Origin of the sequence: Microbacterium sp. VKM Ac-2923, from assembly GCF_022815605.1 — a bacterium.
GTDB lineage: Bacteria > Actinomycetota > Actinomycetes > Actinomycetales > Microbacteriaceae > Microbacterium.
The window spans coordinates 340,717-358,227 of record NZ_JALGRP010000002.1; the positions used below are offsets into that span (position 1 = coordinate 340,717).

Annotated in this window: 14 protein-coding genes; 4 read left to right on the forward strand and 10 right to left on the reverse strand. The window is 70.7% G+C overall.

The window, feature by feature from the left end; genetic code table 11:
* Positions 1-88 precede the first annotated feature (88 nt).
* Together hisS and MT347_RS04795 are read right to left on the reverse strand one after the other, a co-directional pair.
* Positions 89-1,336, reverse strand: a complete 1,248-nt coding sequence (hisS, locus tag MT347_RS04790; RefSeq protein WP_243499049.1) for a histidine--tRNA ligase — start codon at positions 1,334-1,336, stop codon at positions 89-91.
* Between the two features lie 200 nt (positions 1,337-1,536).
* A complete protein-coding gene (locus MT347_RS04795; protein WP_243499051.1) occupies positions 1,537-2,154 on the reverse strand; it encodes a MazG family protein in 618 nt (205 codons plus the stop codon).
* A 470-nt stretch (positions 2,155-2,624) separates the two neighbouring features.
* On the opposite strand from MT347_RS04795, the gene MT347_RS04800 reads away from it, so the two are divergent.
* Positions 2,625-5,297 (forward strand): phosphoenolpyruvate carboxylase, encoded by a 2,673-nt coding sequence (locus MT347_RS04800; protein ID WP_243498586.1) that lies wholly within the window; start codon positions 2,625-2,627, stop codon positions 5,295-5,297.
* A gap of 418 nt (positions 5,298-5,715) precedes the next feature.
* On the opposite strand, the gene MT347_RS04805 is transcribed toward MT347_RS04800, so the two are convergent.
* A complete protein-coding gene (locus MT347_RS04805; protein ID WP_243498588.1) occupies positions 5,716-6,315 on the reverse strand; it encodes a gamma carbonic anhydrase family protein in 600 nt (199 codons plus the stop codon).
* Positions 6,316-6,367: 52 nt separating this feature from the next.
* Positions 6,368-9,952, reverse strand: a complete 3,585-nt coding sequence (gene mfd, locus MT347_RS04810; RefSeq protein ID WP_243498590.1) for a transcription-repair coupling factor — start codon at positions 9,950-9,952, stop codon at positions 6,368-6,370.
* Positions 9,953-10,036: 84 nt separating this feature from the next.
* Here mfd and MT347_RS04815 point away from each other — a divergent pair, with 84 nt between their 5' ends.
* Together MT347_RS04815 and MT347_RS04820 are read left to right on the forward strand one after the other, a co-directional pair.
* Positions 10,037-10,522: a hypothetical protein gene (locus MT347_RS04815; RefSeq protein ID WP_243498592.1), complete on the forward strand. Its 486-nt coding sequence runs from the start codon at positions 10,037-10,039 to the stop codon at positions 10,520-10,522.
* A gap of 155 nt (positions 10,523-10,677) precedes the next feature.
* Positions 10,678-11,172, forward strand: a complete 495-nt coding sequence (locus MT347_RS04820) for a hypothetical protein (protein WP_243498594.1) — start codon at positions 10,678-10,680, stop codon at positions 11,170-11,172.
* 230 nt (positions 11,173-11,402) lie between these two features.
* On the opposite strand, the gene pth is transcribed toward MT347_RS04820, so the two are convergent.
* Entirely contained in the window at positions 11,403-11,987 is a 585-nt protein-coding gene (gene pth / locus MT347_RS04825) for an aminoacyl-tRNA hydrolase (protein ID WP_243498596.1), read from the reverse strand.
* A 129-nt stretch (positions 11,988-12,116) separates the two neighbouring features.
* Entirely contained in the window at positions 12,117-12,743 is a 627-nt protein-coding gene (locus MT347_RS04830) for a 50S ribosomal protein L25/general stress protein Ctc (RefSeq protein WP_243498598.1), read from the reverse strand.
* A 369-nt stretch (positions 12,744-13,112) separates the two neighbouring features.
* Between MT347_RS04830 and MT347_RS18105 the strand changes: the two genes are divergently transcribed.
* Positions 13,113-13,238 carry a hypothetical protein gene (locus MT347_RS18105; RefSeq protein WP_261742869.1) on the forward strand — a complete coding sequence of 42 codons (126 nt, stop codon included), beginning with the start codon at positions 13,113-13,115 and terminating at the stop codon, positions 13,236-13,238.
* A gap of 134 nt (positions 13,239-13,372) precedes the next feature.
* Here the strand turns inward: MT347_RS18105 and MT347_RS04835 are convergent, their stop codons facing one another.
* From MT347_RS04835 to MT347_RS04850, 4 genes are read right to left on the reverse strand one after another with little or no spacing between them, the layout of a single operon-like run.
* Positions 13,373-14,401 (reverse strand): L-idonate 5-dehydrogenase, encoded by a 1,029-nt coding sequence (locus MT347_RS04835; protein WP_243498600.1) that lies wholly within the window; start codon positions 14,399-14,401, stop codon positions 13,373-13,375.
* 9 nt (positions 14,402-14,410) lie between these two features.
* Positions 14,411-15,148, reverse strand: a complete 738-nt coding sequence (locus MT347_RS04840) for a fumarylacetoacetate hydrolase family protein (RefSeq protein WP_243498602.1) — start codon at positions 15,146-15,148, stop codon at positions 14,411-14,413.
* Entirely contained in the window at positions 15,148-15,915 is a 768-nt protein-coding gene (locus tag MT347_RS04845) for an SDR family oxidoreductase (RefSeq protein WP_243498604.1), read from the reverse strand. The genes MT347_RS04840 and MT347_RS04845 overlap by 1 nt, the downstream gene beginning before the upstream one ends.
* Entirely contained in the window at positions 15,912-17,327 is a 1,416-nt protein-coding gene (locus MT347_RS04850) for an MFS transporter (protein ID WP_374206493.1), read from the reverse strand. Before MT347_RS04850 ends, MT347_RS04845 begins: the two co-directional genes overlap by 4 nt.
* Positions 17,328-17,511: the final 184 nt, after the last annotated feature.

A 17,511-nucleotide genomic window follows, 5' to 3' on the forward strand; every position in this document is an offset into this window, starting at 1 on the left:
CCGTGACGGCGAGGCGACGCCGGGCTCGCGGCATCCTGTGTCTTCGTCTTCAGGGGCGGGGACGATCCCCGCCGACGAGTGCGCCGGCTCAGGCCAGGGGCTTCAGCTCGAGCGTCTCGGCCGTGGTGTCGGCGCTCACCGACGCGAACGCCGTGTACCCGTCGGCCGCCGAGCGCTCGAGCAGCACCTTCATGTTCTTGGCCCGCTGCTCGACGCGCACGCGTGCTCCCCCGGCAACGAGGTGGGCCTTGAGCGCGAGCAGCTGCGGAAGCGCGACGTCGCGATCGTGCACGAGCACGACGGAACGATCGCCGTCGGCGGCGTCGTCGGGAAGCAGGTCGACGAGTCGCTCGAAACCGATCGAGAAGCCCACGGCCGGCACCTGCTGGCCCAGGAACCGCCCGATCATGCCGTCGTAACGACCACCCCCGCCGAGGGAGTAGTCGACGCTCGGGTGGGCGAGCTCGAAGATCGTGCCGGTGTAGTAGCCCATTCCCCGCACGAGGAACGGGTCGAACACGAGCGGCGCCTCGGCACCCCGGGCGGCCGCGACCGTCTCGCCGAGATCGACCAGGTGGGTGATGACCTCGTCGGGGATGCCATCGGGCAGCGCCGCGCGGATGCCGTCGTCATCGAACGACGGTGAGCCCGCGGGACGCGCGAGGTAGGCCGCGAACGCGTCGACGGCCGCGGCGCCCGCGCCACGGCCGCGCAGCTCCGCGACGACGCCGGAGGGGCCGACCTTGTCGAGCTTGTCGATGGTGATGAGGACCCCGGGGCGTTCGTCGGGCGCGAACCCGAAGACGTCGAGCATCGCGTCGAGGGCGCGACGGTCGTTGACGCGGATCGACCCGCCCTCCAGCCCCAGGGCGTCGAGCACGTCGAGGCTCGCCGTCATGAGCTCCGCCTCGGCGCGGGCTGAGGCGTCGCCGATGACGTCGATATCGCACTGCACGAACTGGCGGTAGCGCCCCTTCTGCGGCCGCTCCGCGCGCCACACGGGCGCGATCTGGATCGCCCGGAACACCGTCGGCAGCTGCGCGCGGTGCGTGGCGTAGAAACGCGCGAGCGGCACCGTCAGGTCGTAGCGCAGCCCCAGGTCGGCCAAGGCGGCGGGATCGTCGGCCGCAGCGCGGATGCCGTCGGCATCCATCCCGCGCTTCAGGATGCTGAACGAGAGCTTCTCGTTGTCGCCGCCGATCCCGGCGTGGAGGCGGTCGTAGTCCTCCATGACCGGGGTCTCGATCTCGTCGAAGCCGTGCGCGCGGTAGCGCTCGCGGATGACGGCGAGCACGCGCTCACGGCGGGCCTTGTCGGCGGGGAGGAAGTCGCGCATGCCGCGCGGCGGGTTCACGGATACCACGGCTCCATTGTTCCAGCCCCTCGCACCGGGTCGAGCGCCGGGGTGTTCGCGGCGCGTCGGAACCGCAGAGTCTCACCGGGACCGCAGGCGCGCGCCGGAACCGCAGAGTCTCACCGGAACCGCGGGCGCTCGCCCGAACCGCGGTCGGACGGCGTCTGCCGACCGCGGTCTCGTCACTCGGATGCGGTTGCGCCGCTCCGCTCGACCGCCCGCACCTCACCGCGGAGGGTGCGTAGACGCTCGCGCAGCGCCCGTTCCGCGTCCCACCCGCGCTCGCGGCCGAGCTGCACCAGGGCCAGCAGGGCATCGCCGAGCTCGCTCTCGGTCTCCGGGTCGGCGAGGCGATGCGCGGGGGCGGTCACCTCGACCTGCGCGGCCTTGCCCAGCACCTTCTGGGCCAGAGCGAGCGAGGGCATATGGTCGCTGACCCCGTCGAGCACGCTCGTGCGGGTGCCCTTTTCGGCCGCCTTCGCCGCGTTCCAGTGAACGAGCACTTCTTCGGGAGTGGATGCCACGGCATCGGCGAACACATGCGGATGACGCCGCACCATCTTCTCGGTCAGACCGCGCGCGACGTCGTCGATGTCGAACGGGTCGTCCGCGTCGCCCGCGGCGATCTCGGCGTGGAAGAGCACCTGCCAGAGCAGGTCGCCGAGCTCCTCCCGCAGATCGGCGCGGGTGCCGGACTCGACCGCGTCGATCACCTCGGCGCTCTCCTCGACCAGGTACGGCACGAGATCGCGGTGGTCGATCCGCTGCGTCCACACGCAGCGCGCGCGCACCGCGCGCATCGTCTCGGCGGCCTCGCGCAGGGCGTCGTCGCTCACGGGGTCTCCTTCCGCGGACCCCGGCAACCGGCACCCGGCACCCACCGGGCTCGCGCAGTCCGCTGCCCCGAGTATGCCCCTCGCACCCCGCACCCGGCGGGGCGCGGGCACGTCTGCGTCGCTCCGGTGCACCGTCATCGGTCGGACCGGAGCCCCACGGGAGCGGGTCTCGTCGCAGGAGGACGCCGGGCCGGGGCCCGACACAGCGAGTCCGCGCAGAGTCAGGAAGAGGTACTCACGAGGGGAACCCGATGAACCTGCACCCTCAGCAGTCCTCCGCGTGAAATCCTGCGGCGTATCGATCGCTGGGGCGGAGGAAGTCCGCATCGCGACTACTCGGACGGCGGCACCCACGGCTTCTCCCCACGGACGAATGTGTCCCCCCAGGCCACCGTGTCATCCGCCCGCAACGCGACGCCGATAATCTTGGCCGTGTGCGTGAACTGACCCCGACCGAGGCCATCGACCTCGTGGGCCGCTTCGAAGCCGGCCAGGAGCTCCCCGAACAGATGCGCGCCGACGTGCGCCTGCTCGGCTCGCTGCTGGGACGTGTGCTTCAGGAGAGCGGCTCCCCCGGCCTGTACGACGACGTCGAGCGACTGCGCACGGCGACGATCCAGGCCTACACCGACGAGACGTCCGAAGCTTTCGAGCGCGCAGCGGCCATCGCCGACAGCTTCTCGATCGAACGAGCCGACGAGGTGGCCCGCGCTTTCACGGCCTACTTCCACCTCGTCAACCTCGTTGAGGAGCACCAGCGCGTGCGAGTACTGCGTGAGCGTGGCGACCAGCCCTCCCGCAGCGGCATCCCCGACACCATCGCCAGCGCGTTCGAGCGACTGTCGAGTGAGGTCGGCGAAGACACCGCCCTCGCGCGGCTGCAGGCCCTGCGCTTCCACCCCGTCTTCACGGCTCACCCCACCGAGGCCCGACGCCGTGCGATCTCGACCAGCATCCGCCGCCTGTCGGACCTGCTCGGCGAGCGCGACGCCGCCGGCGAGAACGCCACCGAGACACGCCGCACCGAGCGCCGCATGCTCGAAGAGATCGACACCCTCTGGCGCACCGCTCCCCTCCGCCGCGACAAACCGTCCCCCGTCGACGAGGTGCGCTCGGTCATGGCCGTGTTCGACGAGACGCTCTACACCGCCGTGCCGCACGTCTATCGCCGCATCGACGACATCCTCCAGGGTGAGCACGCGGGGTCGCGCCCGCCGATCGTCAAGCCGTTCGTCCGCGTCGGCTCGTGGGTCGGCGGCGACCGCGACGGCAACCCCTTCGTGACGGCATCCGTCACCCGCAAGGCCGCCGCGATCGCCAGCGAGCACGTGCTGTTGGGACTGGAGCGCACCACGCAGCGCGTCGGGCGTGGCCTCACCCTGGATGCCGGGACCACCCCGCCCAGTGATGCCCTGGTCTCCTTGTGGCACCGGTTGCGCGCCGCCGACGAGGACGCCGCGAAAGAGATCGCCGAGCGCTCCCCCGACGAGCCGCACCGCCGCATCCTCCTGCTCCTGGCCCGCAAGATCGCCGCGACCCGCACGCGCAACGCCGACCTCGCCTACCGCGACCCCGAGCATCTGCTCGCCGACCTGCACACGGTGCAGGACTCGCTCGTCGCCGCCGGAGCTGCACGCCAGGCGTACGGTGCGCTGCAGCGCCTGGTCTGGCAGGTCGAGACCTACGGCTTCCACCTGACCGAGCTGGAGGTGCGCCAGCACTCCGCCGTGCACCGCAAGGTGCTCGACGAGCTTCGCACCGGCGGTCAGCGCAGCGAGCAGACCGACGAGGTGCTGGAGGTCTTCCGCTCGATCGCTTACGTGCAGGAGCGCTTCGGCCCCCGCGCCGCCGGTCGCTACATCGTGTCGTTCACGCAGTCGGCCGAAGACCTCGCGAACGTCCACGAACTCGCGTCGTACGCGATGGGACCGGGCGAGGCGGTCCCCGTGCTCGACGTCATCCCCCTGTTCGAGACCTTCGCCGACCTGCAGGCAGCGCCCGGCATCCTCGCCGAGATCGTCTCGCACCCCTCGTTCGTCAGCCGCTTGGATGCCACGGGGCTGCGCCTCGAGGTCATGCTCGGGTACTCCGACTCGTCGAAGGACGTCGGGCCGGTCGCGGCCAACCTCGCGCTCTACGAGGCGCAGGCGAAGATCTCGACGTGGGCCGAGGCCGAGGGCATCGAACTGACGCTCTTCCATGGACGCGGCGGCGCGCTCGGCCGGGGCGGCGGTCCCGCCAACTCCGCGATCCTCGCCCAGCCCCCGCACTCCGTCGACGGTCGGTTCAAGCTCACGGAGCAAGGCGAGGTCATCTTCGCCCGCTACGGCGATCCCGACATCGCGATGCGCCACATCGACCAGGTGGCGGCCGCGGTGCTCACGGCATCCTCGCCCTCGATCGAGCGGCGCAACCGCGGCGCTGCCGACGCTTTCGCCGATGTCGCATCGGCCATGGACGTCGCCTCGCGCGAGCGCTTCTTCGCCCTGGTCAAGGCCCCCGGCTTCGCCCCCTGGTTCGCCACCGTCACGCCGATGGAAGAACTCGGACACCTCGCCCTGGGCTCGCGCCCCGCGCGCCGGGGCCTGTCGGTCGAGTCGCTCGAGGACCTCCGCGCGATCCCCTGGGTGTTCTCGTGGACCCAGGCCCGCATCAACCTCGCCGGGTGGTTCGGTCTCGGAACGGCGCTCGACGCCGTCGGCGATGAGCAGCGTCTGCGTGACGCCTACGAGCAGTGGCCGCTGTTCCGCACGATGATCGACAACGTCGCGATGAGCCTCGCGAAGGCCGACGAGCGCATCGCCCGCCGCTACCTCGCCCTCGGCGACCGCGACGACCTCGCCCAGCTCGTCATGGACGAGATGCTGTTGACCCGCTCGTGGGTCGAGCGCATCACCGGCGGCGACCTGCTCGGCAACAAGCCCGTGCTCCAGCGCGCGGTGAAGATGCGCAGCCCCTACGTCGATGCGCTGTCATTGCTCCAGTTGCGGGCACTCCGCGCCCTGCGCGCCGCCGCCCCCGAATCCGACACCCCGGATGCCGAGCAGCAGCGACTGCTGCTGCTGTCGGTGAGCGGCGTGGCCGCGGGACTGCAGAACACCGGCTGAGCGGCATCCTGTCTCGTCGACGCGCCGGCTCCCCGAGTGGGGGCCGGCGCTTCGTCTTCGGCGGTCGAGGCTCGAGCGTGCCCTCAGCCGGACACTGCACAGGCAGGCCCCGAGAGCCGGGCCTCTACAGGTGGGCCCATAGCCGGGCACTCCGCCGGCGGGCCGGGCACAACGGCGAACCGCTCCCGCGGCACGCCGACATAACGAGCCGCCGGCCCGGCGCGTCGCGAATCGCCCCGCCGCTCGACACCTCCCCGCTGGCGCACGCCCCGCCGCTCCACACCTCCCCGCTGGCGCACGCCCCGCCAACCCGACCTCCGCGCACGGCACAGCCGGCCCGATCCCACGGCACCGCGAAGACGCCCCGACCGGCCGACCCGACGCAGACGGACGCGAGGATGCCGAAGGCGAGAGCGGGTCAGTCCAGCCGGCGGTCCGCGGCGTGACGGGCGAGGCTCCGGCCGTAGCGGTCGGTGAGCTGCACCATGAGGTCGGGCGTCTCACGATCGAGGCCGAACACGTACCCGGGGAAGTCGAGCTCCTTCTGCGCGGCCCAGATCTCCTCGTGGCGGTCGGGCGGGAGGATCTGCAGGGGGTCACCCACCGCCACCCACGAGATCGGCACGACAGTCCCCGGGGGCAGGACGGTGCGCACGTGCACCACGGCGTTGATGCGTACTTCGCTGCGATCGCCGATCTCGGCGCCGTTGAAGATGCGCGTGCCGGTGGCCAGGAAGACCTCGTCTCCGATGTCGGCGCCCGCGACGCTCGACATCGGGCCGATCAGGGTGTGCGCGCCGACGTGCACGGCGTGGGTCGAGCTCGCCCGCACCAGGGCGTTCTCCATGACGATCGTGTTCTCGCCGAGCACCACCGGACTGCCCTCGGCGGTGAGGATCGCGCCGTGCAGCACCTGGCACCCGGGTCCGATCGTCACGTCGCCGCTGATGACCGCGGTCGGCGCAACGACCGCGTCGGGATGGATGCGGGGCTCAGCCCCGAGATGAGCGAAGCGCATGGAGGCGTCCTTCCCGTCGGTGCCGACAGCGTAGCGCTGCGCCGACGCTGCGTCAGGAGGCCGGGACGGACTCCTTCTCGACCGGCAGCGGCCACAGCGCGTCGAGCAGTTGGCGCACCCACGCGATCAGGTTCGCGTCGTCGGCGTCCTGCGGCAACGGCACCACCATGGCATCCCCGCTCGCGACGAGCTTCGCCTTGGGGTACAGGCGCTGCAGACGCACGCGCATGGAATCGGCCAGGTTCGCCGGGGCGACGCGCAGGTTGGAGCCCATCGCGACGACATCGGCCAGACCCGCCTGCGCGGCTCGGCGTCGCAGGCGAGCGACGGCGATGAGACCCTCGACCTCGGCCGGCGGCTCCCCGTAGCGGTCACGGAGTTCTTCGACGACGAGGTCGATGGCGTCGTCCTTTGCGGTGGCGGATGCCGCGGCCGACAGCTTCTGGTACGCCTCGAGCCGCAGACGCTCGCTGTCGATGTAGAACTCGGGAAGACGCGCATCGACCGGGAGCTCGAGCCGCAGCTCGGTGGGGCCGTCGACATCCTCCCCGCGGAAGGTCGACACGGCCTCGCCGATCATGCGGAGGTACAGGTCGAAGCCGACGCCGGCGATGTGCCCCGCCTGTTCGGCGCCCAGCAGGTTTCCGGCCCCGCGGAGCTCGAGGTCTTTCAGCGCCACCTGCATGCCCGAACCGAGGTCGTTGTTGACGGCGATGGTCTCGAGGCGATCGGCCGCCGTCTCGGACAGGGGCTTCATCTCGTCGTACAGGAAGTACGCGTACGCCCGATCGCGACCTCGGCCCACGCGCCCGCGCAGCTGATGCAGTTGCGACAGGCCGTACTTGTCGGCGCGGTCGATGATGATCGTGTTGGCGTTCGAGATGTCGAGCCCCGTCTCGATGATCGTGGTCGACACGAGCACATCGGCGCGGCGCTCCCAGAAGTCGTCGACGACCTGCTCGAGGGCGTGCTCGCCCATCTGACCGTGGGCGACGACGATGCGCGCCTCCGGCACGATCTCGGCGAGGTGCGCGGCCACCCGTTGGATGGACGACACCCGGTTGTGCACGTAGAAGATCTGCCCCTCGCGCAGCAGCTCGCGCCGGATGGCGGCGGCAATCTGCTTGTCGTTGCGGGGACCGACGTAGGAGAGGATCGGATGCCGATCCTCGGGCGGGGTGGCGAGGGTCGACATCTCGCGGATGCCGGTGACGGCCATCTCGAGCGTGCGCGGGATCGGCGTGGCGCTCATCGCGAGGATGTCGACGTTCGTCTTGAGCTTCTTCAACTGGTCTTTGTGTTCGACGCCGAAACGCTGCTCCTCGTCGATGATCATGAGCCCGAGGTCTTTGAAGATCACCTTCTCGGTGAGGATGCGGTGCGTTCCGATGACCATGTCGACGGTGCCGTCGGTGAGACCGGCGAGGGTCGCCTTCGCCTCTTTGTCGCTCTGGAAGCGCGAAAGAGGGCGCACCGTCACGGGGAAGCCGGCATAGCGCTCGGCGAAGGTCTCGAGGTGCTGCTTGACCAGCAGCGTCGTCGGCACGAGCATGGCGACCTGCTTGCCCTCTTGGATGGCCTTGAACGCCGCGCGCACCGCGACCTCGGTCTTGCCGAAACCGACATCTCCCGAGAGCAAGCGGTCCATCGGGATCGGCTTCTCCATGTCGGCCTTGATCTCGTCGATGGTCTGCAGCTGGTCCATGGTCTCGGCGAAGGGGAAGGCTTCTTCGAGTTCGCGCTGCCACGGGGTGTCGGGCCCGAACGCGTATCCCTTCGACGCCATGCGCGCCGAGTACAGCTTCACGAGCTCGACCGCGATGTCGCGAACGGCCTTGCGGGCCCGACCCTTCGCCGCCGCCCAGTCGCTGCCGCCCATCTTCGACAGCGTGGGTGCCTCGCCGCCGACGTACTTCGAGAGCAGGTCGAGTTGGTCGGTGGGCACGAACAGCTTGTCGCCCGGATACCCGCGCTTGGCGGGGGCGTACTCGAGGACGAGGTACTCCTTCGTCGTCTTGACCGCATTGCGCCCGCCGCTGGAGACCTCACGCTGGGTCAGCTCGAGGAATTTGCCGATGCCGTGGGTGGCGTGCACGACGACGTCGCCGGGCTTCAGCTGCAGTGGATCGACGACGTTGCGTCGCCGCGAGGCGAGCTTCTTGACGCCGCGGTTGTCGCCGCCCACCGACCGTCCGTAGAACTCGGTCTCGGTGATGACGGCGAACTTCGCCTCGACGAGGTGGAAGCCGCGTTCGAGCGGCGCGCACACCACGTGCGCCACACCGGGTTCGGGTGGCGTCCGCACGTCGTCGACGCGCCGCGCCGCGATGCCGCGCTCCGCGAGCACATCGCGGGCGCGATCGACCATGCCGGGTCCGGATGCCGTGACCACCACGGACCAGCCGTCGGCCAACAACTGACCGACGTGCGCCGTGGCGCCGTCGACGTTGCCCTGGAACGACGGCACGGAGTCCGCCTTGATGCGATGCGCGGAGTCGTCGCCGACGACGAGACCCTCGTCTTCGGCGTCGGCCGCGCCCGAGTCGAACGCACTGAACTGCCACCAGACGCCCCCGCGACCGCTGGCCCTCTCGTGCAGGTCGTCGAGGGTGACGAAGTCGCCGGAGTCGAGGTCGACGGGGGTATCGGCCCCCGCTGTCGCCGCCGACCAGGCCGCCTCGAGGAACTCGCGGTTGGTGTCGCCGAGTGTCGTCGCGCGGGCGAGGGATCGCTCGGGATCGACGAGGGCGACGGCGCTGCCTCCGGGGAGGTAGTCGACGATCGTGACGAGGTCGTCGATGAGGACGGGGATGAGCGATTCCATGCCCTCGGCGGGAATGCCCTCCGACATCTTCTCGAGCAGTTGCCGCAGACCCGGGTACGCGTCGCGCAACGCGGCGGCGCGCGCGCGGACCTCGGCGGTGAGCAGGAGCTCGCGGCTGGGAACGAGGGTGACGTCGGTGATCTCGCCCGGGAGCGACCGCTGATCGGCGACCGAGAAGGCACGGATCTGGTCGACCTCGTCGCCGAAGAACTCCACGCGGTAGGGGTGGTCGGCCACGGGCGGGAACACGTCGAGGATGCCGCCGCGCACGGCGAACTCGCCGCGTCGCGACACCATGTCGACGCGGTGGTAGGCCAACTCGACCAAACGCGTCGTGACCGCCTCCAGCTCGTGTCCGCGACCGCCCACGACGAGCTGGACCGGCTGGACGTCTCCCAAGCCGGGGGCGAGCGGTTGCAGGGCGCTGCGCACCGAGGCTGTGACGACCAGCGGCGCCTGGCCATCCCACGCCGCGATGCGACGGAGCACGTCGAGGCGGCGACCCACCGTCTCGGGGCTGGGGCTGAGGCGCTCGTGCGGCAGGGTCTCCCACGCGGGGAAGTGGAGCACATGGGCGCCGGGGAGAACGGCATCGATGGCCGGCCCCAGCGACTCGGCGCGACGGCCGGTCGGAGCGATCACCAGCACGGCGCCGGGCTCGCCCGCGGCGCGTCGCCGCTCGATGAGACCCGCGATGACGGGCACGTCGAGGCCATCGACGAGGGAGAGAGACAGGTCGGCGGATGCCGCGGAAGCGGCCTCACGGTACGACTCAGCCTGCTCGAGGGCGCGAACGATCCCGGGAACTGTCACTCGGGAGAGTTTACGCGGGGGCTCCGACATCGGGCCGTCCGCGGAGGCAGGCGAGAACCCGACGACGTCTCGTAGGCTGACGGCATGACCTCCCCGAGCGCCCCGAGCGGTCCGGTCTTCGCCGCGCCGCACGTCGCGCCGCCGGTCGGGACGATGCTCGCTTCCCCGCAGCCCCGCCGTCGCGGGCGACCACTGGGGACGTGGGCGCTGCTCCTGTCGATCGTCGCCACGGTCCTGGCATCCGCCGTCGGGGGTTTTTCGGCGTTCCGGACGGCGCGCGGTGCGGGACCCGGACTCGAGGCCGTCACCTCCCGCACCCTCGATTGGCGCGTGCTGTCGCCGGTGCGCGACATCGTGCTGGTCGGCGAGATCGCCTTCTGGGCGGGCACGGTCATCGGAGTCGCCGCGCTCGTGCTCGGCATCGTCGCCACCGCACTCGGCTCCGGACGCGGGTCGGGCATCGCCGCCATCGTCGTCTCGGCGTTCGGACCGCTGGTGTTCGGGGGTCTGGTCGCCGCGGGGCTCGTCGCGGGACTGGCCACGATGCCTGTCGGAATCGCCCCGATCTGATCGTCGTCGGCGATGCGCTACCGCGCCGATGGGGCGCCCGTCCAGCCCCGCCGGTCTTGCGCAACCGCTTCTCTACACTCGCGGCAACGGGCACACCGTGCCCGCCATCCGCCGAACCGGGCACCCGCTGCCCGCCGACGACACAGGAGCATCCCGTGAGCACCAACCCGCCGCCGCCGGAACCCTACAACCCGCCCCTCACGCGCAGCGAGGCCCACGCGGCGCCGGGCGGTTACGCCGCTCCCGCATACGCCCCCGGCCCCGCGGCTCCGGTGTCGAAGAAACTCGGCATCATCGCCTTCGTCGCCTCCCTCCTGGCCGTGGTCGTGGGCTCGATCCTGGCGTTCGTGGCCGGTCTGCAGACCGGGAGCATCGCGCAGTACACCGACTCCTCAGGGCAGCTCGACACGAACGCGCTCCCGCCGGGAACCGAGCAGACCGCCGTCATGGTCGCCGTGCTGTCCGTCGGCGCGTTCGTCGTCTACGGCATCCTCGGTCTCTGGGGCTTCATCCAGGGCATCATCGCCGCGGTGAAGAACCGCGGCCGCGGGTGGGCGATCGCCGCGATCGTCATCGCCGTCCTCGGCGGAATCGTCGTCATCGCCGCGCTCGGCGTGGGTGCCGCCGTCGGCCTCGGCTCCGGCATGTGACACGCACGTCGCGAACGACCCCGTCCCTCGAGGGCGGGGTCGTTCGTCGTTTTTCGTTCCTGTGTCCGTCGGCCGAATGCCGGGCGTGTGGACGGCACCGGCGGCGGGTTCTCGGCACGGGAAGACGGTTGCCGGCGCAGGATCGGTGATCGGGGCGAAACGGTGATCAGATGAGAGGGCGGTGATCGGTGCGGGGCGGGTGACGGGCCGACGGCCTCGGGAGGCGGTGGTCAGGCGCGGGGGGCGTGGAAGCGCTGCTGCGCGGCGACCAGGCCCTCATCGACGAGCAGCTCCACGGCATCCGCGGCATCCGAGACCAGGATGGGCAACGTCTGGCGCTCGGTCGCGCTGAACGGATCGAGCACCCAGTCGGCGGGATCCTGCCGACCCACGGGACGACCGATCCCCACCCGCACACGTGGGAAGTCGGCGGTACCGAGGGCTTTGGCGATGTCGCGCACCCCGTTGTGTCCACCGTGGCCGCCGCCGGTCTTGAGCTTGAGCGTGTCGTAGGGGATGTCGAGCTCGTCGTGGACGACGACGACGCGATCCGCCTCGACGCCGTAGAAGCGCGCGAGACCGGCGACGGGACCGCCCGAGACGTTCATGAAGCAGTTCAGCTTGGCGAGCACGAGCTTCGCCGATCCCGGCCGGAGCCAGGTCTCGACGACCCGCGCGTTGGCCTTGTGGGCGCGGAACGCCTCGCGCCGTCGGCCGGCGAGCTCGTCCATCACCATCTGGCCGACGTTGTGGCGGGTCGCCTCGTACCGCGGGCCGGGGTTGCCGAGACCGACGATGAGCCAGGTGTCTGCCATGGCATCCATCCTTCCCGATGCGCGAACCCCGTCCGCACGCACGAGCCGGGCCGCGAAAGCCCGGGAGAAGAGAACGAGGGGACGCGAGACGCGCCCCCTCGTGGTCGGCGAGCAGGAGCCCGCCGGGGATTACTTGTCGTCGCCCTCGGCCTCTTCGGACTGCTCCTCGGCGACCTCGGCGTCGGCCTCGGCGATCTGCTCGTCGGCGGCGATGGTGTCGAGCGGCACCGAGACACCGATGATCAGGGTCTCGGGGTCGGTCACCAGAGTGGCGCCGGCGGGCAGCGTCAGGTCGGCGGCGGTGATCTGCGTGCCGTCCTCGGCACCCTCGACCGAGACCTCCACGTTCTGCGGAATGTGGGTGGCCTCGACCTCGAGCGACACGGTCGTGTTCTCGAGGTTGGCGATGGTGCCGGGGAAGGGCTCGCCGATGACCGTGACGGGCACGTCGACCTGGACCTTCTCGCCCTTGCGCACGACGATGAGGTCGATGTGCTCGATGATCTGGCGCACGGGGTCCTTCTGCACGTCCTTCACGAGCACGAGCTGACCCTTGCCCGCGATGTCGAGGTCGAGCAGCGCGTTGGCGCGACGGATGAGCAGCGCGACCTGGTGGCCGGGCAGCGCGACGTGCTGGGGCTCGGTGCCGTGACCGTAGATCACGGCCGGGATCTTGCCCGCGGCGCGAAGGCGACGGGCGAAGCCCTTGCCGAAGTTCTCGCGGAGCTCCACGACGACCTTGTTGTCTTCCGACATGATGTTCTCCTCGCGAGCACGCGGCCCGCAGCTTGTGCGCGGACATGGCCCGCACCTGTGTGGTCTGGATTCGACTCGAACGCGAGCGCGTGAGGAAAGCCGGGGAGCCTGCATCACTGCGTCGATCACGGATCCCCCGTGCACCGGGCGGTGCGCGGCAATCCCTCGCCGAAGTTCCCCGGAAGTCTACCAGCGCTCACGCGGCCGTACGACCCGCGTCCCCGCCTGCTCAGGCCGGACGCGACGGCGACGGATCTCCGCAAGGCGCCGCGGCGACGCAGACGCGTGCGTCCGCCCCTTCGCGCGCGACAGGGTCCGGCGCGGCGCGACGGTAAGATCGATGAGCCACACCGACCCCGGAGGATCATCATGGACAGCGGCTTCTTCTCTCACGTCGTGCTCTGGGTCATCGGCGGCATCGCCACGATCGGCCTCGTCGGCACGGTCGGCGCCCTCTTCTCGATGGGGCGCAACGCAGGCTACAAGAAGCACTGACCCTCGGCGTTCCGCCCCGATCAACGCCCGATCTAGGCCCGTCGAACGGCCCACGGACGGCCTCGCCGGCGGGCAACGATGTCGCCGTGTCGAGCGTCGACGACATGGTGGTCCCGAGTCGTCGCGCTCGACGGTCAGGCGAACGACAGGGCGACCTTCGACGACACGGACGAATCGGCAGCCGTCGCAAAGGCCGAGAGGGCGTCCGCGACCGGAATGACGTGCGTGATGATGCCCTCGACGTCGAGGGACCCGTCGGCGAGCGCCGCGATCACCTCGGCGAACTCGTCGCCGAAGCGGAACGACCCGACCAGGGTGAGTTCGCGCGTGATGGCGGTTGCGAGCGGGGCCGGCACTCCTCCCGCGGCTTGCAGGCCCAGCAGCACGACGGTGCCGCCGCGACGGGCGGTGGCGATGGCGGATGCCAGGCCGGGCGCCGTCCCGCTGGATTCGATCACGACGTCGGCGTGCAGCTGAGCGGTCGCCTGGTCGTCGCGCGCGTCGAGCGCTCGAGCTCCGCGCGCCTCCGCGAGCGAACGCGGAAGCTCATGCAGATCGGTGGCGATGACGTCGGCGGCGCCGCGATGACGGGCGACGGCGACGGCGAGCTGACCGATGGGCCCCGCGCCGATCACCGCGACCCGGCGTCCCGCGACGGCTCCCGCCTGGCTCACCGCGTGCCACGCGACGGCGGCGGGTTCCGCCAGGACGGCCACGCGCAGGTCGAGGCCCGGAGGGAGGGGGAACAGCATGCGCGTGGGAAGGGCCACGCGCTCGGCGAAGCCACCCTGGGTGTGCGGCAGGTGCATGGCGGAGCCGAGGTAGGTCGAGGCTGGCGCGAGCTGGGGCCGATCCTCGGGCCAGGGCGTCACCCCGTCACCCCGAGGGGTGAGCGGGTGCACGGCCACCGGGGTTCCCACGCTCGGCCCGCTGCCGTCGGCCGCGGCTCGCACGACCGTCCCGGCCAGCTCGTGCCCGAGTACGAGCGGCTCGCGGAGGATCGACGCGCCGGCCGCTCCGTGGCGCCAGTAGTGCAGGTCGGAACCGCAGACGCCGCCGTAGGCGACGGCGATGACGGCCTCGTCGGCATCCGGGATCGGTTCGTCGATGTCTTCGACGCGCAGGTCGTCGGCGGCATGGGCCACCACGGCGAAGTTGGTCATCGTCGCTCCTCAGGACGTGGGGGTCGACAGGCGCAGGTCGCCGATGACGACCTCGACCGTCTCTCCGGGGTGAACAGGCGCCTGCGAATGCGGGGCGCCCATCATGACCACGTCGCCGGGGCCGAGGGTCGTCCACCCCGCGACATAGGCAAGGCACTCGCGGGGGGTCATCGGCAGCCGGCCGGCGGAGGTCTCGGCGCGGGTGGCACCATCAGCGAGCAGGGCCATGGGCAGGTCGGCGTCGAGCGGGAGGGCGGTGTCGATCCACGGTCCGAGCGGGGTGTACCCCTCCCCCGACTTCGACTCGAAGTTGCGCGGATCCACCGCTGCCCGGTCGGGGCTGGACAGATCGTTCACCGCGGTGATCCCGAGCACGTACTCGTGGGCGTTCTCGGCCGTGAGTCCGGTCGTATCGCGCCCGATCACGACGGCCACCTCGGCCTCGGCCACGGTCTGGCCGGCATCGCGGCGCAACCGCACGGTGACGCCGGGACCCGTGACGGTGCGCGGACTCTTCAACCACGCCTGCACCGGAGACGCGTGGCCCGGCCCGTTCTGCGCGATGCCCACGACGACCGTCGGGGAGCACGGAGCGGCGAACTCGCCGTCGACGGGCTCGGCGGCATCCCGCGGCTCTTTCCCCTCCGCGAACGCGGCATAGGGGTCGTCGATGGGGATGAACGACCCGTCGTCACCGACGCGCACGGTGGTGACGCCACCCGACGTGGACACTCGAGCGATGCGCATCACACCACCGCCGTCATTCCGCCGTCGACGAAGATCGTCTGACCGTTGACGAAGTCGCTCGCGGAGCTGGAGAGGAACACCAGCGTCCCCACCAGATCACTGGTGTCCCCCCATCGTCCCGCCGGGGTGCGCGTGCGCACCCACCTCGAGAACGTCTCGTCGTCGACGAGAGCTTGCGTGAGCTCGGTCGCGAAGTACCCTGGCGCGATGGCATTCGCCTGGATGCCGTGGGGTGCCAGATCGGCGCACAGCCCCTTCGACAGCATCGCGATGGCGCCCTTCGTCGCGCCGTAGGCCGCGATCGAGGGGCGGGCGAGCTGAGACTGCACGCTGCCGATCTGCACGAGCTTTCCGGAACCGCGCGCGATCATGCCCCGCGCCACCCGACGCGACACGTAGAACGCGCTCGAGAGGTTCGTGCGGACCAGGTCGTCCCAGTCGGCGTCGGCGAACTCGGCGATGGGCGCCCGGCGCTGGACGCCGGCGTTGTTCACGACGACGTCCGGCACACCGTGGTCCCGTTCGATCCGGTCGATGCCGGCGTCGACGGCGGCCGAGTCGCCGACGTCGAACGTCGAGACGTGAGCGGTCACGCCGGTCGCCGCGGTGATCTCGTCGGCGGCGCGGCCCGCGGTCGCGGCATCCCTCCCGTGCACGATGACCGTCGCGCCCGCCTCGGCGAGCCCCTGGGCGAGGGTGCGGCCGATGCCGCGGCTGGAGCCGGTCACGAGGGCGAGACGGCCGGCGAGGTCGAACGCGGCGCTCATCGGATGGTCCGGACGGTGACGGTCGTGGCATCCACGCCCTCGCCGACCTCTTCGCGCGACACCTTGATGGCGTCGTCGGTGCGGGTGAGGTCGCGACGCAGGGTCTCGGGGACGAGGAACGTCGACGCGGTGGTGATGAGCGCGAGGGTCGCCATGTAGATCGCCAGCAGCAGCCAGTTCGCGTCGCTGACGGCGATGATGTACGCCCCCAGCACCCCCGCGAGGCCACCGGCGAGAACGGCCGAGAGCTCACGCGCCATGGCCACGCCGAGGTAGCGGTGACGGTTGCCGAACAGCTCCGGGAGCATGGCGCACTGCGGTCCGAGCATCGAATTGACCGCGACGCCGATGCCGATCGCGACGACGGCGATGGTGATCGGGTAGCTGCCGAGCGACATCAGCCACCACGCCGGGAAGGTGAACACCAGCATGAACAGCGCACCCGCACGATAGACGGTGCGCCGGCCCATGCGGTCGGACAGCGCTCCCGTGAGCGGCACCGAGAAGATACCGATCAGCGAACCGAGCGTGACACCCCAGGTGAGCAGGCTGCGGTCGGCCTGGCCCCCGACGGTGGCGACGAAGAACGTCAACGCGAGGGTGTTGAACATGTAGGAGCCGCCGTTCTCGGCCATGCGCAGGCCGATGCCGACGATGACACCCGGCAGACCCCGGGTGAAGATGTCTCGAACTGGACGCTCAGCGATCTGCTCGCTCTTCTCGAGCTCGATGAAGGTCGGCGTCTCGCGCAGCCGTATGCGGATGAACAGCGCGAGCAGAATGAGCACGAACGAGGCGAGGAACGGCACGCGCCAGCCCCAGCTGAGCAGTTGGTCCTCGGGCAGCAGCGAGATCAGGCTGAAGACGACGGCCGCGAGCAGGGTTCCCGCCTGGATGCCGATGAAGGGCAGCGCCGAGAAGAAACCGCGGCGCTTCACGGGCGCGTACTCGGCCATGAGCACCGTGGCACCGGCCTGCTCGGCGCCGGCGCCGAAGCCCTGGAGCAGGCGCATGATCACGAGCAGAATCGGGGCGAGGATGCCGACCGCCTCGTAGGTGGGCAGCAGTCCGATGGCCGTCGACGCCCCGCCCATCAGCAGGATCGTGATGACGAGCACCCACTTGCGTCCGAGCTTGTCGCCGAGGACGCCGAAGAAGAGCCCGCCGAACGGCCGGGCGAGGAATCCGACACCGTAGGTCGCGAACGCGGCCACCGTGGCGAGGGCGGGGTTGTCCTGCGAGAAGAACAGCACATTGAAGATCAACGCCGTCGATAGACCGTAGAGCGCGAAATCGAAGTACTCGAGCGCACTGCCGATGCTCGAGGCGAGCGTGGCGCGGCGCAGGTTCGCGGCGTATTCGGGGTCATCCGTCGGCTGCGGCGTCGGTGTGGATGCAGTGGTCACGGCCATCTCCTTCGATCGGCTTGCGTCTTGCGACGAGCCGACTGTACCAACGGAGTGGACACAGTTCAATATGTTGAACAGGATTGACGAAGGCCGAGGGCGGGCACTCGTTGCGTCGGCGCGGAATCGGCCGTTCGGGGCGCAGCGGACGCGCCCCGAACGGCGAGATGCGCCCCGAATCCGAGCCTCG